Here is a 13,626-nt window from a genome sequence, read left to right as displayed (position 1 = left end):
TGAAAACCCAGGAGTAAGAACATGAACTACAACTTCGGATGGTCTGCCGGTAACCTCCCGTCCAGCCGCTACGTCCTGCCCCAGTTCGAAGAGCGTACGCCCTACGGCTTCAAGCGCCAGGACCCGTACACCAAGCTCTTCGAGGACCGCATCATCTTCCTTGGTGTGCAGGTGGACGACGCCTCGGCCGACGACATCATGGCCCAGCTGCTGGTCCTTGAGTCCACGGATCCGGACCGCGACATCACCTTGTACATCAACTCGCCGGGTGGTTCCTTCACCGCGATGACGGCAATCTACGACACCATGCAGTACATCCGTCCGGAGATCCAGACGGTATGCCTGGGCCAGGCTGCCAGCGCAGCCGCGGTCCTGCTCGCAGCCGGTACCCCCGGTAAGCGACTGGCCCTGCCGAACGCCCGCGTGCTGATCCACCAGCCGGCCCTCTCAGGCGGCCAGGGTGGGCAGGCCTCGGACCTGGAGATCCAGGCGGCAGAGGTCATGCGCATGCGGACCTGGCTGGAGGACACGCTGGCCCATCACTCAGGCCGTACGTCCGAGCAGGTCAACAACGACATCGAGCGTGACAAGATCCTCACTGCGGCCGAAGCCATGAATTACGGTCTCATTGACCAGGTTCTGGACTCCCGGAAGATCAAGCCACAGGCAATCGCCCGGTAGCACACGGAATACGACGCCGGTGCGGTTCGCGAAATATGGACCGCACCGGCGTTCTGTTTCCACGCAAGCAGCCCATTGTGACCTAGAGTGGATGGTGTCACGGTGGTGCCAACCGCGGCTTGGCCGCACACTTGAGTACGGCGCGGAGCCGCATCACCCGCATGCAACGAAGGGATTCCCACATGGCTCGGATTGGTGAGAGCACGGATCTGCTGAAGTGTTCTTTCTGCGGAAAGAGCCAGAAGCAGGTGCGGAAGCTGATTGCCGGGCCCGGTGTGTACATCTGCGACGAATGCATCGAGTTGTGCAACGAGATCATCGAAGAGGAGCTTGCTGAAGTTTCCGATCTCGGCAGCTTCGAGTTGCCAAAGCCGCGGGAAATCTTCGACTTCCTGCAGGAATACGTCATTGGCCAGGAACCCGCGAAGCGGTCCCTTGCGGTTGCCGTTTACAACCACTACAAGCGCATCCAGGCCGGACACGCACCCAAGACCGGCAGCTTGGGCGAGGGACCCCATCACGAGGATGTGGAGATCGCCAAGTCCAATATCCTGCTGATCGGCCCCACAGGCTGCGGTAAGACCTATCTGGCCCAGACCCTGGCCCGCCGCCTCAACGTACCTTTCGCCGTCGCCGACGCGACCGCATTGACTGAAGCAGGCTACGTCGGCGAGGACGTTGAGAACATCCTGCTTAAGCTCATCCAGGCTGCTGACTATGACGTCAAAAAAGCCGAGCAAGGCATCATCTACATCGATGAGATCGATAAAATCTCCCGCAAGAGCGAGAACCCGTCGATTACCCGGGATGTCTCCGGTGAGGGGGTCCAGCAGGCACTCCTGAAGATCCTTGAGGGCACTGTGGCATCTGTTCCGCCCCAGGGCGGACGGAAGCACCCGCACCAGGAGTTCATCCAGATCGACACCACCAATGTGCTCTTCATCGTGGCGGGCGCCTTCGCGGGACTCGAGGACATCATTGGTTCGCGGTCCGGGCGGAAGGGGATCGGCTTCGGCGCACCACTGAACGAGGCCCGGGATACCGTGGATGCCTACGGCGAGGTCATGCCCGAGGACCTGTTGAAGTTCGGGCTCATTCCTGAATTCATTGGCCGGTTGCCCGTTATTACTACCGTATCCAGCCTTGACCGTCCGGCGCTGATCCAGATCCTCTCCACGCCCAAGAATGCGCTGGTGAAGCAGTACCAGAAGATGTTCCAACTGGACGGCGTGGAGTTGCAGTTCGACCAGGACGCCCTGGACGCCATTGCGGACCAGGCCCTTGAACGCGGCACTGGTGCCCGTGGCCTGCGGGCCATCATGGAAGAAGTGCTTTTGCCGGTCATGTTCGATCTCCCCAGCCGGGACGATATTGCCACGGTTGTCATCACGGCCGATGCTGTGGCAAAGAAAGCCCAACCGACCATGATTGCCCATGATGTGGTAGCCAAGCGCAGGAATAAGTCCGCCTAAGGCGCCGTTGGCCTAAGAAGGAGCGGTTCTGTCACGAGCCGCCGTAACTGCCACGTTTCCACTCTTGTCGAGGAGTTCCCTGTGTCCGAACAGCTTGTTTCTGAAATTACTGCGCCCGAAAACACCGTCAATAAAGCAGATTTCTGGTTCGACCCTGTGTGCCCGTTCGCGTGGATCACCTCACGTTGGATCGGTGAGGTGGAGCAGGTGCGCGGTATTGAGACCGAGTGGCACGTGATGAGCCTTTCGGTCCTGAACGAAGGCCGCGACTTGCCCGCCGACTACCGGGCAATGATGGACGACAGCTGGGGCCCAGTCCGCGTGATCATCGCAGCACAGGAGCTTCACGGCAGCAGCTACGTCAAGCCCCTTTATGACGCCATGGGGGAGCAGATCCACCACGAGGGCAACAAGGACCGCGCGTCCGTCATCCAGAAAGCCCTGGCTGAGACCGGACTTCCGGCTGACCTGGCACGTTTTGCGCAGTCCGAGGAGTACGACACCCAGCTGCGCGCCAGCCACGAGGCCGGTATCTCGTTGGTGGGACAAGACGTCGGTACCCCTGTGGTAGCCGTCAATGGGACCGCGTTCTTCGGACCGGTACTTACCCGCATTCCGCGCGGCGAAGAAGCCGGGAAGATCTGGGATGCGACCGTTACGTTGGCCGGATACCCGCACTTCTTCGAACTCAAGCGCAGCCGCACCGAGAGCCCTGAATTCAACTAGCCTGCAGCGCTACTTCAGGAAGCGTGAGGTCCGGCGGTCGGCCAGGATCTTACCGTTTGTCTGGCAGTGGGGGCAGTATTGGAGGGAGGTGTCCGCGAAGGACACCTCCCTTACTGTTTCTCCACACGCTGGGCAGGGCAATCCTGTCCTGGCATGAACCCGGAAGTTGCTGCGTTTGGTGTCCTTGAGTTCGCTGGAAGGTTTCCCGGCGGCGGCGTTGACGGCGCCGACCAGTATTTCCTGCAGTGAGTCGTACAAGCGAGCGACTGTCTCCGGATCGAGCGACTTCGCAATGGCAAAGGGGGAGATCTTGGCGGCGTGCAGGATCTCGTCACTGTAGGCGTTGCCGATTCCGGCGATGACGCTTTGACTGCGCAACAGCCCCTTGATCTGCTGCGGACTGGACTTCAGGATCGCCGCGAACGCGGCCCCATCGAAGTCCGGACTCAGCGGCTCGGGGCCGAGCGTAGCTATGCCGGGGACGTCCTGTGGATCCCTGACCACATAGATGGCCAGGCTCTTCTTCTTTCCGGCCTCCGTCAGGTCGACTCCGATGTGGGCGTCATCGCTGGGGCGGTGGAACAGCAGCCTCGCTGAGATATTGCTCTTCCCCATTCGCAAACCAGCCGAGGACGGGTGCTCGGTATAGCGGACCCAGCCTGCCTTGGCCAAGTGGAAGACGAAGAAGATTCCATCCAGGTCAAGGCAGACGAACTTTCCTATCCGTCGCGCCCCTTGGACTGTCCTGCCCTCCAAGGCGCTGTAGGGAGGGTCGGCGGTCTTGAGTGCCGAGAAGGAGTTGATGCGGACCTCGGTCAGCGTGGCTCCATGGAGTTGGGTGTCCAGGTACATGCACAGGCCGTGCACTTCGGGCAGTTCCGGCATGGACATTACTTTGCCACAGGTGGTTCCGGATCGGCAGGATAACTACAGGTTTGTAGTTATCCTGGAGGCCTTGTGCATTGCTTTTTACGGGACAACAATGGTTCTTACCCACTTCGAAAGAAGAGGGACACGGAAACCAAAGATTCAGTGATATGCATCCAACGCAGCCTTTGGCACAGTTGGAAGCAAGCTACCAGTGACGAGGTAGGAAGACCTGAAATTCCAAGGATTCCGCCAGACTGTCAAGTCGTCACCAGACAGCCGAAAAGTCGAAGCCCCACCAACGGCAAAACGCTGATGGGGCTTCCCCTTTGCCCAAAAGCTGCTGGGCGCACCTGGTGCCTAAGACGCGGGCGTCTCTTCGGCAGGCGCCAGGACTACATCGCTGACCGTCAGTTCACCTTCGCCGGACTGCAACGTGATTTCCTGCGCGTTCGCTGCCGCCTTCAAGTCACCCAGTCCGGCTTTCAGCTGCGAGACCAGTACCTCCGAAGCCGTGATTGATGCGGAGAGAACCGCAGTGCGCTGCTTGACCTTGGCCTCGGATTTCGCCTTGCGGATGCCGCTCAAAGCGATCCCGACCGTACCAAGCATGGTGGTGTCGCCGTCGGTGATTTCCAGCGCCGCCGGCCATTCAGCGCGGTGCACCGAACCTGTACGCCACCAGCCCCAAACCTCTTCGGTGGCGAAGGGCAGGAACGGCGCGAACAGGCGCAGGAGTGAATCAAGCGTGGTGGCCAGGGCGGCCAGCACCGAAGCCTGTTCGGTCTCACCGGCAGCCCCGTAGGCACGGTCCTTGATGAGTTCGACGTAGTCGTCGGTGAACTGCCAGAAGAAGGATTCCGTGATCTGCAGCGCCCGGGCGTAGTCATAGTTCTCGAACGCCTTGGTGGACTGGGCAACGACGTCGGACAGTTGCGCCAGCAGCGCACGGTCCAGCGGGTTGGTCAGCACCGAGAGGTCAGTGGTCACCACGGAGTTCTCGGTGGCGCCAAGGTTCAGCACGAACTTCGAAGCGTTCAGAAGCTTGATGGCCAGGCGCCGGCCGATCTTCATTTGCGCAATCTCGTACGCGGTGTCCGCACCGAGCTTGGCCGATGCTGCCCAGTAACGTACGGCATCTGAACCGAATTCGTTCAGCACGTCCGTGGGGACAACAACGTTGCCCTTGGACTTGGACATCTTCTTGCGGTCCGGGTCAAGGATCCAGCCGGAGATCGCTGCGTGCTTCCAGGGTGCGCTGTCCTGCAGTGCGTCTGCGCGGACCGCCGAGGAGAACAACCACGTGCGGATGATGTCGTGGCCCTGCGGGCGGAGGTCGAAGGGGTAGACCTTGGAGAACAGTTCTTCGTCCCGGCTCCAACCGCCCACGATCTGCGGGGTCAGCGATGACGTTGCCCAGGTGTCCAGGACGTCCGCGTCTCCGGTGAAGCCGTTGGCCTGGTCACGCTGGGTCTCCTCGAAACCGGGAGCAGCGTCAGCGGCGGGGTCAACGGGCAGCATTTCGTCCGAAGGCAGGATGGGGTTGTCGTAATCCGGGTTGCCCTGGGCGTCCAGCGGGTACCAGACCGGGATGGGCACGCCGAAGAAGCGCTGGCGGGATACGAGCCAGTCACCGTTGAGGCCTGCGATCCAGTTCTCATACCGGGAGCGCATGAACGAGGGGTGGAAGTTGATTTCCTGCCCACGGGCGATCAGGCGCTGGCGGCGTTCCTCGTCGCGGCCACCGTTGCGGATGTACCACTGACGCGAGGTGACCACTTCGAGGGGTTTGTCGCCCTTCTCGAAGAAGTTCACCGGGTGGGTGATCTTCTTGGGTTCGCCATCAAGCAGCTCGGCGGCCTTGAGGAGTTCGACCACGGCTTCCTTGGCGGAGAAGGCCGTCTTGCCGGCGATCGCGGCGTAGGCTTCCTTGCCGGCGTCGGTAGTGATCCAGTCCGGGGTGTCGGCGATGATACGGCCGTCGCGGCCCATGATGGCGCGCGTGGGCAGTTGCAGTTCGCGCCACCAAGTGACGTCGGTCAGGTCACCGAACGTACACACCATGGCGATGCCGGAGCCCTTGTCCGCCTTGGCGAGCGGGTGGGCCTTGACCTCAAGCTCGACGTCGAACAGCGGGGACTTCACGGTCTTGCCGAACAGCGGCTGGTAGCGCTCGTCGTCGGGGTTCGCAACCAGCGCGGCACAGGCAGCAAGCAGCTCCGGGCGCGTGGTCTCGATGTAGATCTTCGTGCCGTCTTCGGCGAAGAACGGGTAGCGGTAGTAGGCGCCGGCGACTTCGCGGTCCTCAAGCTCGGCCTGCGCAACAGCGGTGCGGAACGTGACATCCCAGAGGGTGGGTGCCTCGGCCATGTAGGCGTCGCCCGCGGCCAGGTTGGCCAGGAAGGCCCGCTGGGATACCGCACGGGACGTGTCGTCGATGGTGCGGTAGGTCAGGTCCCAGTCCACGGAGAGGCCAAGGGTCTGGAACAGGTTTTCGAAGACTTTCTCGTCCTCAACGGCGAGTTCCTCGCACAGCTCGATGAAGTTCTGGCGCGAAACGACGTCGAAATCGCGCTGGTTCTTGGCCGGCTGGGCAGGGGGAGCGTAATCAGCCTTATAAGGAATGGCGGGATCGCAGCGCACACCGTAGTAGTTCTGGACGCGGCGCTCGGTGGGCAGGCCGTTGTCGTCCCAACCCATGGGGTAGAAGACGTTCTTGCCCGTCATGCGCATGTAGCGCGCCTGGACGTCGGTCTGGGTGAAGGAGAACATGTGGCCCACGTGGAGCGAGCCCGACGCCGTGGGCGGGGGAGTGTCGATCGAGTAGACCTGCTCCCGGGTGGTGTCAGGATTGAACTTGTAGGTTCCCTCCTCAAGCCAGCGCTGCGTCAAAGCAGCTTCAAGGCCCTCGAGGGCCGGCTTGTCGGGGACGTTGATGGGGGCGGTGGCGGGCGTGTCTGTACCCTGCGTTGATTCAGCCATGGACCAATTGTTTCATGGCCTGGCGTTACAACCCGCCGCCGGCTGTTCCCGCACTCCCGATAGGCTGGTGCCATGACTTTGGCAGAGCACAACACCCCCGCAATCCAGAACAAGACGGCCGTCGTAACGGGCGCCAGCACCGGCATCGGTGAGGCGACCGTAAAGGCCCTGGCATCCGAGGGATGGAAGGTTTTTGCCGTCGCCCGCCGCGCGGAGCGGCTCGGTGCCCTCGGTGCCGAAACCGGCGCGGTGCCGTTCCCGGCAGATATCACCAACGACGACGACGTCGCGGCCCTGCTTGCGGCTGTCACCAAGGCGGGAGGTGCTGACACCCTGATCAACATCGCCGGCGGTGCCAGGGGTGCCGACACCATTGCGAACGCCGACACCGAAGACTGGGACTGGATGTACCAAGTGAACGTCCTGGGCACCATGAAGATCACCCGCGCCTTCTTGCCCATGCTGCGAAGCAACGGTGAAGGTACAGTCCTCAACCTCACTTCCACTGCCGGATTGTCCGCCTATGAGGGTGGCGGAGGCTACAACGCGGCAAAGTTCGCCCAGCACGCCATGACCAACGCGCTTCGGCTCGAAGAGGTGGGCAACAATGTCCGGGTCATCGAGGTGGCACCCGGCCTGGTGTACACGGAGGAATTCGCGCTCAACAGGCTTGGCGACAAAGACGCTGCGGCCAAGGTCTACGCCGGTGTGGAGAAGCCCCTGACGGCCGGTGACGTTGCCGACGTCGTCAAATACGCTGTTTCCCTGCCGCATCACATCAACCTGGACCAAATCGTGGTGCGACCCGTAGCCCAGGCGGCCAACCACAAACTGATCCGCAAACAGGACTAGCTGGACTGGCCTGCCGGAATATCCAGCGTGGCGAGCACGGCTGCATGGTCGGAGCCAGGAACCTTCTGAACCAGGTAGTCGCTGCACCCTACCCGAGGCGAAGTGACCAGATGGTCCAACACGGTTCCCGGAAGCGGCGGCCCTTCCATGGGCCAGGTGGGGGAGAAGCGCCCCACCGATGCCGTTCCAACGTCGACCAACGTGGTGTCGTCGGGTCCGGAGCCCAGCATCGCGCGGAACTCCGAATGGTCGTAGGAAGAATTGAAGTCACCCATCAGCAGCTGGTTGCCCGGGCTTGAGGCTTGCCGGCCGATCTTGACGAGGTCGCTTCGCCACTGTTCGATCCGCTCGTCGATCGGAGGCAGTGCGTGGACATTGGTAACGTTCAGCGCCGATTTGTCGCCAGTCTTTGGATCCGCTACCACTACCCTCGTGACCGCCATGCGGAAGGGAGTATCCGGCAGAAGGCCATCGGCTTCAAGTGGGAAGACGGAGTAGACCGCACCACCGGATGCGTCGTCATGGGGCTCGCTGAGACGATGTGGAAGGAGATCCTCCAGGCCTTCCGCACGGAGACGGTCCTCCAACCCCTGGGTGTGTTCCTGCAGCGCCAGGAGCTGGACACCGTTCTCCCGGACCAGCTTTACGATGGTCGCCGCATCGGCCTCGCCGAATTGCGTGTTCAGGCTCATCACCTTCAACGAAACGGTGGCCGTCCCGGCAGGCAGCACTTCCGGCTTGCCGGCGTCCAACGGAAACAGCCAGAACAGCTGGGCCGCGAGCAGGGCCGCCGTCGTGATGATGACCCACAGCCTGCGCCCGATCAGGGCGAGAAGCAGTGCCATGGCGGCCGGGATGACCAGCCAAGGAGTGAACGAGAGCAGCTGGACCACGGGCAAAGGCCACACCGCGGGAATCGCACGGAACAGCGACATGCCCGCAGTTGGCACCAAAAAGAGCAGCGCGAACACTGTCCAGGCAAGGGAAGGCCGGCGTTTTGCCTGGCGGTCGGCCTGCAGGGTGGGAGCGGGGTTGGACATGGACCCGAGTCTATGCAGCCCCGCCGCTCCGGACCGTCCTCCTCAGGGATGAACTCTGAAGTAGAGCCAAGGCCAAGGCTGCCGCTAGACTGAAGGGACCAGCGTTGACCCGGCCATCACCGGTGAGCTTCCGGAAGAACAGCATTGAATGCCCGCTACGGCAACAGGTGCCCAGTAGAACCGGACGGGTAAGCCCGTCACAGCAGTAATGAGAGGCCGGAACGTCCGTTCCGGTAAGTGAGGTGGTACCGCGGTACCTGCGCAGCCGACAGGCAGCACAGACGCCGTCCTCGCATCCTGACAGTCAACCAGCTATCACAGGATATGAGATGACCCACTACCCCAAGGCCTCAGCGTCTTCGTCCGGCACGCACGGCGTGTCTGCCTCCGTGAAGTTCCCGGAAATCGAAGAGCGCATCCTCAAATACTGGGATGAAGACGGCACCTTCCAGGCCAGCATCGACCAACGCGACAGCGATCTTCCCGGTGGGACAGCCGGCAGCAACGAGTTCGTCTTCTACGACGGTCCTCCCTTCGCCAACGGACTGCCGCACTACGGCCACCTGCTGACCGGCTATGCCAAGGACCTCGTCGGCCGCTACCAGACCCAGCGCGGCAAGCGTGTGGAACGCCGCTTTGGTTGGGACACCCACGGCCTCCCCGCAGAGCTTGAAGCCATGAAGCAACTGGGCATGACCGACAAGACCCAGATCGAAGCCATGGGCATCGACAAGTTCAACGACGCCTGCCGGGCCTCCGTGATGAAGTACGCCAATGAGTGGAAGGCCTACGTCACCCGCCAGGCCCGCTGGGTGGACTTCGAGAACGATTACAAGACCCTCAACGTCGAGTACATGGAGTCCGTCCTCTGGGCCTTCAAGCAGTTGCACGAGAAGGGCCTGACCTACAACGGCTACCGCGTCCTGCCGTACTGCTGGAAGGACGAGACACCTCTGTCCAACCACGAACTGCGGATGGACGACGACGTCTACAAGAACCGCCAGGACCAGACGGTCACGGTAACCTTCCCCATCAAAGCCGGGGATTCCGAACTGTCCAAGGAACTCGAAGGCGTCCAGGCGCTCGCCTGGACCACCACGCCCTGGACGCTGCCCACCAACGCTGCGCTCGCCGTCGGGCCTGACATCAGTTACGCCGTCCTGCCCGCTGGACCCAACGGCGTCAAGGCCGCTTCCGCAGAGGCGCCGGTGACTGGCAGCTTCCTGCTGGCAGCGGACCTTATTGGGACCTACGCCAAGGACCTGGGGTACGACGACGGCGCTGCCGCAACCGCCGCGGTCACTGCCACTTACACGGGCTCCCAGTTGGAGGGCCTCGAATACGAACCGCTGTGGAACGACTTCGCCGACACGGAGAAGTACGGTACGCAGAACGCCTGGCGCGTCCTCGTAGCGGAGTACGTCACCACCACTGACGGCACGGGAATCGTGCACCAGGCTCCTGCCTACGGTGAAGATGACCAAAAGGTCTGCGAAGAGGCTGGGATCCCGGTGGTCCTGTCCGTGGACGAAGGCGCGAAGTTCCTGCCGCTGTTCGCCCACGGTGAGTTGGCCTCGATCGTTGGCTTGCAGGTCTTCGAAGCCAACAAGCCCATCACGCAGGTCCTGCGCGCCGATGGCCGACTGGTCCGCCAAGCCAGCTACGAGCACAGCTACCCGCACTGCTGGCGCTGCCGCAACCCCTTGATCTATCGCGCTGTTTCCTCCTGGTACGTAGAGGTCACCAAGTTCAAGGACCGCATGTCCGAACTGAACCAGGAGATCAACTGGATCCCGGGGAACGTCAAGGACGGCCAGTTCGGCAAGTGGCTGGAGAACGCCCGCGACTGGTCCATCAGCCGCAACCGTTACTGGGGCTCGCCCATCCCGGTGTGGCAGTCCGACGACCCCGAGTACCCCCGCACGGACGTCTACGGTTCCCTCGCAGACCTCGAAGCTGATTTCGGCCGCCTGCCGGTGAACAACGAAGGACAGGTTGACCTGCACCGGCCTTTCATCGATGAGCTGACGCGGCCCAACCCGGACGACCCGCGTTCTCCGGCAGAGGGCCAGTCCACCATGCGCCGTGTTGAGGATGTCCTGGATGTCTGGTTCGACTCCGGCTCCATGCCGTATGGCCAGGTGCACTACCCGTTCCAGAACGAGGATTGGTTCAATACCCACAACCCGGCCGACTTCATCGTGGAGTACATCGGCCAGACGCGTGGCTGGTTCTACATGCTCCACATCCTGTCAACGGCGTTGTTTGACCGCCCGGCGTTCCGCAACGTCATCAGCCATGGCATCGTGTTGGGCTCAGACGGCCAGAAGATGTCCAAGAGCCTCCGTAACTACCCGGACGTCTCCGAAGTCCTGGACCGCGACGGCTCGGACGCCATGCGCTGGTTCCTCATGTCCAGCCCGATCCTTCGTGGCGGAAACCTGATCGTCACCGAGCAGGGCATCCGTGACGGCGTCCGCCAGGTCATCCTGCCGCTGTGGAACGTGTACAGCTTCTTCACGCTGTACACCAATGCGGCCAACGCAGGGGAGGGGTACGAGGCCAGGCTGCGCTATGACGGCTACGCCGATACCCTGGACCAGTACCTGATGGCGAACACCGGTGATCTGGTCCGCAAGGTCACCGCGAACCTGGACAGCTACGACATCTCCGGCGCCTGTGATGAACTCCGCAGCTACCTGGACATGCTCACCAACTGGTACGTCCGTCGCAGCCGGCAGCGCTTCTTCGACGAGAATGTGGACGCTTTTGATGCCTTGTACACCGCCTTGGAGGCAGTGTGCCGTGTGTCGGCATCGTTGCTGCCGCTGGTGACCGAAGAGATCTGGCGCGGCTTGACCGGAGGGCGTTCTGTCCACCTGGCTGACTGGCCGGACGCTGCACTCTTCCCGTCGAACTCGGAACTCGTCGAAGCCATGGACCGCGTGCAGCAGATCTGCTCCACCGGTTCCAGCCTCCGCAAGGCCGCGAACCTGCGTGTCCGACTGCCATTGCAGGAACTGACTGTTGTGGCACCTGGTGCAGACACGCTGGAAGGTTTCGCCGCCGTCGTCGCCGATGAACTGAACCTGCGTTCGGTGCGTCTGCTGGACGCCGCCACGGCCTCGCCCGAGGAGTTCGGCATCGAGCAGAAACTCGTGGTCAACGCCCGGGCCGCTGGCCCGCGCCTGGGCAAGAACGTCCAGCAGGCCATCAAGGGCTCCAAGTCGGGAGATTGGTCCGTGAACGAGGCCGGCGTGGTGGTAGCAGGTGGCCTCGAGCTCGAACCCCAGGAATACACGCTGGAAACCGTGGTGTCCGAATCTGCCGACGGCGGTAGCTCGGCTGTTGCTGTTCTGCCCGGCGGCGGCTTCGTGGTCCTGAACACAGAGGTCACGCCGGAACTTGCTGCCGAGGGCTTGGCCCGTGACATGGTCCGCGCTATCCAGCAGGCCCGCAAGGACGCTGGACTCAATGTCAGCGACCGCATCCGGACTTCGGTCGAGGCTGCGCAGGACGTCATCGACGCCCTGCAGGCCAACGCCGACCTCGTCAAGACCGAAACCCTCACCCTGGAACTGGAGGTTCTTTTGGCAGATGTCGAAGAACCTCTGGTCACCGTCGCGAAGACAGGAGCCTGATCCATGAGTGACGAATTCTCGGTTGAGAGCGTCTACGCCGAACTCCTGGGCCGTGCGCCCGAGAACAAGATGGAGCCGCGCCTTGCTCCGCTGTTCCGTGCCATGGATGTGCTGGGGGAGCCGAACAAGGCCTTCCCGATCATCCACATCACCGGCACCAACGGCAAGACCTCTACGGCCCGCATGATCGAAGCCGGTTTGCGCGCCCATGGACTGAGCACCGGCCGGTACACCAGTCCGCACCTGTCCAAGGTCACGGAGCGCGTCAGCATTGACGGCGAGCCCGTGCCGGACGCAACGTTCGTGCGCATCTGGGACGAAATCCGCCCGTACCTGGAAATCGTCGATACCGAGCTCGTTGCCGACAACCAGCCGAAGCTGACGTACTTCGAGTGCTTGACCATCCTTGGCTTCGCGGTCTTCGCGGACCAGCCGGTGGACGTCGCAGTGATTGAAGTTGGATTGGGAGGCATCACGGATGCCACCAACGTGGGCGACGGCCAGGTTTCGGTCATTACTCCGATCTCGCTGGACCACACTGACCTCCTGGGCGACACCACCGAGGACATTGCCTACGAAAAAGCCGGCATCATCAAGCCCGGGGGCTTCCTGGTCAGTGCCGCCCAGCCCGTGGATGCGGCGCAGGTGCTGTTGGAGAAAGCCCGGGAAGTCGATGTGCCGTTCCGCTTTGAGGGCGTCGAATTCGGCGTGGAGTCCCGCAGCGTGGCCGTAGGTGGCCAGGTAGTGACCATCCAGGGACTCGCCGGACGCTACGAAGACCTGCTGCTTCCGTTGCACGGCGCCCACCAGGCGGAAAACGCGGCCGTAGCGGTCGCCGCCCTGGAGGCCTTCTTCGGTGGGGGAGAGAAGGAACTCGACGCCGAAGTGCTCAAGGAAGCATTCGGCACGGTGACATCACCGGGCAGGTTGGAAGTAGTGCGGACGGCGCCGACCGTGGTGGTGGATGCTGCCCACAACCCCGACGGGATCCGGGTTACCGCCGAAGCGATCCAGGAAGCATTCACGTTCAGCAAGCTGGTGGTTGTGGTGGGAGTCCTGCGGGAGAAAGACGCCGAGGAAATACTGAAGACCCTCAAGGAATCCCTCGGAGGACTCGCCGAGGAATTCTGCTTCACGCAGTCAAACTCTGCCCGCGCCGTTCCGGCAGCGGATCTGGCTGAACTCGCCGTCGACCTCGGTTTCGGCGAGGAGAACGTCCACATCGCCGAGAAGCTCGATGACGCCATTGAGTGGGCCGTTGAGCGTGCCGAATCAAACGACGACCTCGCCGGCGGGGTGTTGGTGACTGGTTCCATCACAGTGGTGGCCGAGGCCCGCATCCTGCTGGGAAAGGCGAGTGCCTAG

General features: G+C 62.4%; 9 protein-coding genes. 6 read left to right on the top strand and 3 right to left on the bottom strand.

Features of this window, described 5'->3' with window-relative positions; genetic code table 11:
* Positions 1-21: 21 nt before the first annotated feature.
* The 3 genes from PJL15_RS01150 to PJL15_RS01140 all read left to right on the top strand — a co-directional run bounded on the left by PJL15_RS01150 (position 22) and on the right by PJL15_RS01140 (position 2,879).
* Positions 22-681 carry an ATP-dependent Clp protease proteolytic subunit gene (locus PJL15_RS01150; protein WP_018777832.1) on the top strand — a complete coding sequence of 220 codons (660 nt, stop codon included), beginning with the start codon at positions 22-24 and terminating at the stop codon, positions 679-681.
* A gap of 182 nt (positions 682-863) precedes the next feature.
* Complete coding sequence (clpX, locus tag PJL15_RS01145; RefSeq protein WP_281449375.1) at positions 864-2,153, top strand: ATP-dependent Clp protease ATP-binding subunit ClpX; 1,290 nt, start codon at positions 864-866, stop codon at positions 2,151-2,153.
* Between the two features lie 81 nt (positions 2,154-2,234).
* Positions 2,235-2,879: a DsbA family protein gene (locus tag PJL15_RS01140; RefSeq protein WP_281449374.1), complete on the top strand. Its 645-nt coding sequence runs from the start codon at positions 2,235-2,237 to the stop codon at positions 2,877-2,879.
* Positions 2,880-2,888: 9 nt separating this feature from the next.
* Here PJL15_RS01140 and PJL15_RS01135 read toward each other — a convergent pair whose 3' ends face one another.
* Together PJL15_RS01135 and valS are read right to left on the bottom strand one after the other, a co-directional pair.
* Positions 2,889-3,764, bottom strand: coding sequence for an Fpg/Nei family DNA glycosylase (locus PJL15_RS01135; RefSeq protein ID WP_281449373.1), 876 nt, complete (start codon positions 3,762-3,764; stop codon positions 2,889-2,891).
* Between the two features lie 342 nt (positions 3,765-4,106).
* Positions 4,107-6,728 (bottom strand): valine--tRNA ligase, encoded by a 2,622-nt coding sequence (gene valS / locus PJL15_RS01130; RefSeq protein WP_281449372.1) that lies wholly within the window; start codon positions 6,726-6,728, stop codon positions 4,107-4,109.
* A 72-nt stretch (positions 6,729-6,800) separates the two neighbouring features.
* Here valS and PJL15_RS01125 point away from each other — a divergent pair, with 72 nt between their 5' ends.
* Positions 6,801-7,580 (top strand): SDR family oxidoreductase, encoded by a 780-nt coding sequence (locus PJL15_RS01125; protein WP_281449371.1) that lies wholly within the window; start codon positions 6,801-6,803, stop codon positions 7,578-7,580.
* Here the strand turns inward: PJL15_RS01125 and PJL15_RS01120 are convergent.
* The gene (locus PJL15_RS01120) at positions 7,577-8,620 is read right to left on the bottom strand and encodes an endonuclease/exonuclease/phosphatase family protein (RefSeq protein ID WP_281449370.1); all 1,044 of its coding nucleotides are present in this window, start codon (positions 8,618-8,620) and stop codon (positions 7,577-7,579) included. The two genes, PJL15_RS01125 and PJL15_RS01120, sit on opposite strands and share 4 nt — an antisense overlap.
* A gap of 329 nt (positions 8,621-8,949) precedes the next feature.
* On the opposite strand from PJL15_RS01120, the gene ileS reads away from it, so the two are divergent.
* Entirely contained in the window at positions 8,950-12,261 is a 3,312-nt protein-coding gene (gene ileS / locus PJL15_RS01115; RefSeq protein ID WP_281449369.1) for an isoleucine--tRNA ligase, read from the top strand.
* A gap of 3 nt (positions 12,262-12,264) precedes the next feature.
* The gene (locus PJL15_RS01110; RefSeq protein WP_281449368.1) at positions 12,265-13,626 is read left to right on the top strand and encodes a bifunctional folylpolyglutamate synthase/dihydrofolate synthase; all 1,362 of its coding nucleotides are present in this window, start codon (positions 12,265-12,267) and stop codon (positions 13,624-13,626) included.

Origin of the sequence: Paenarthrobacter nitroguajacolicus (genome assembly GCF_029952445.1) — a bacterium.
In the GTDB taxonomy this organism is placed as follows: domain Bacteria; phylum Actinomycetota; class Actinomycetes; order Actinomycetales; family Micrococcaceae; genus Arthrobacter; species Arthrobacter nitroguajacolicus_B.
This window is presented reverse-complemented; position numbering and strand designations above follow the sequence as displayed.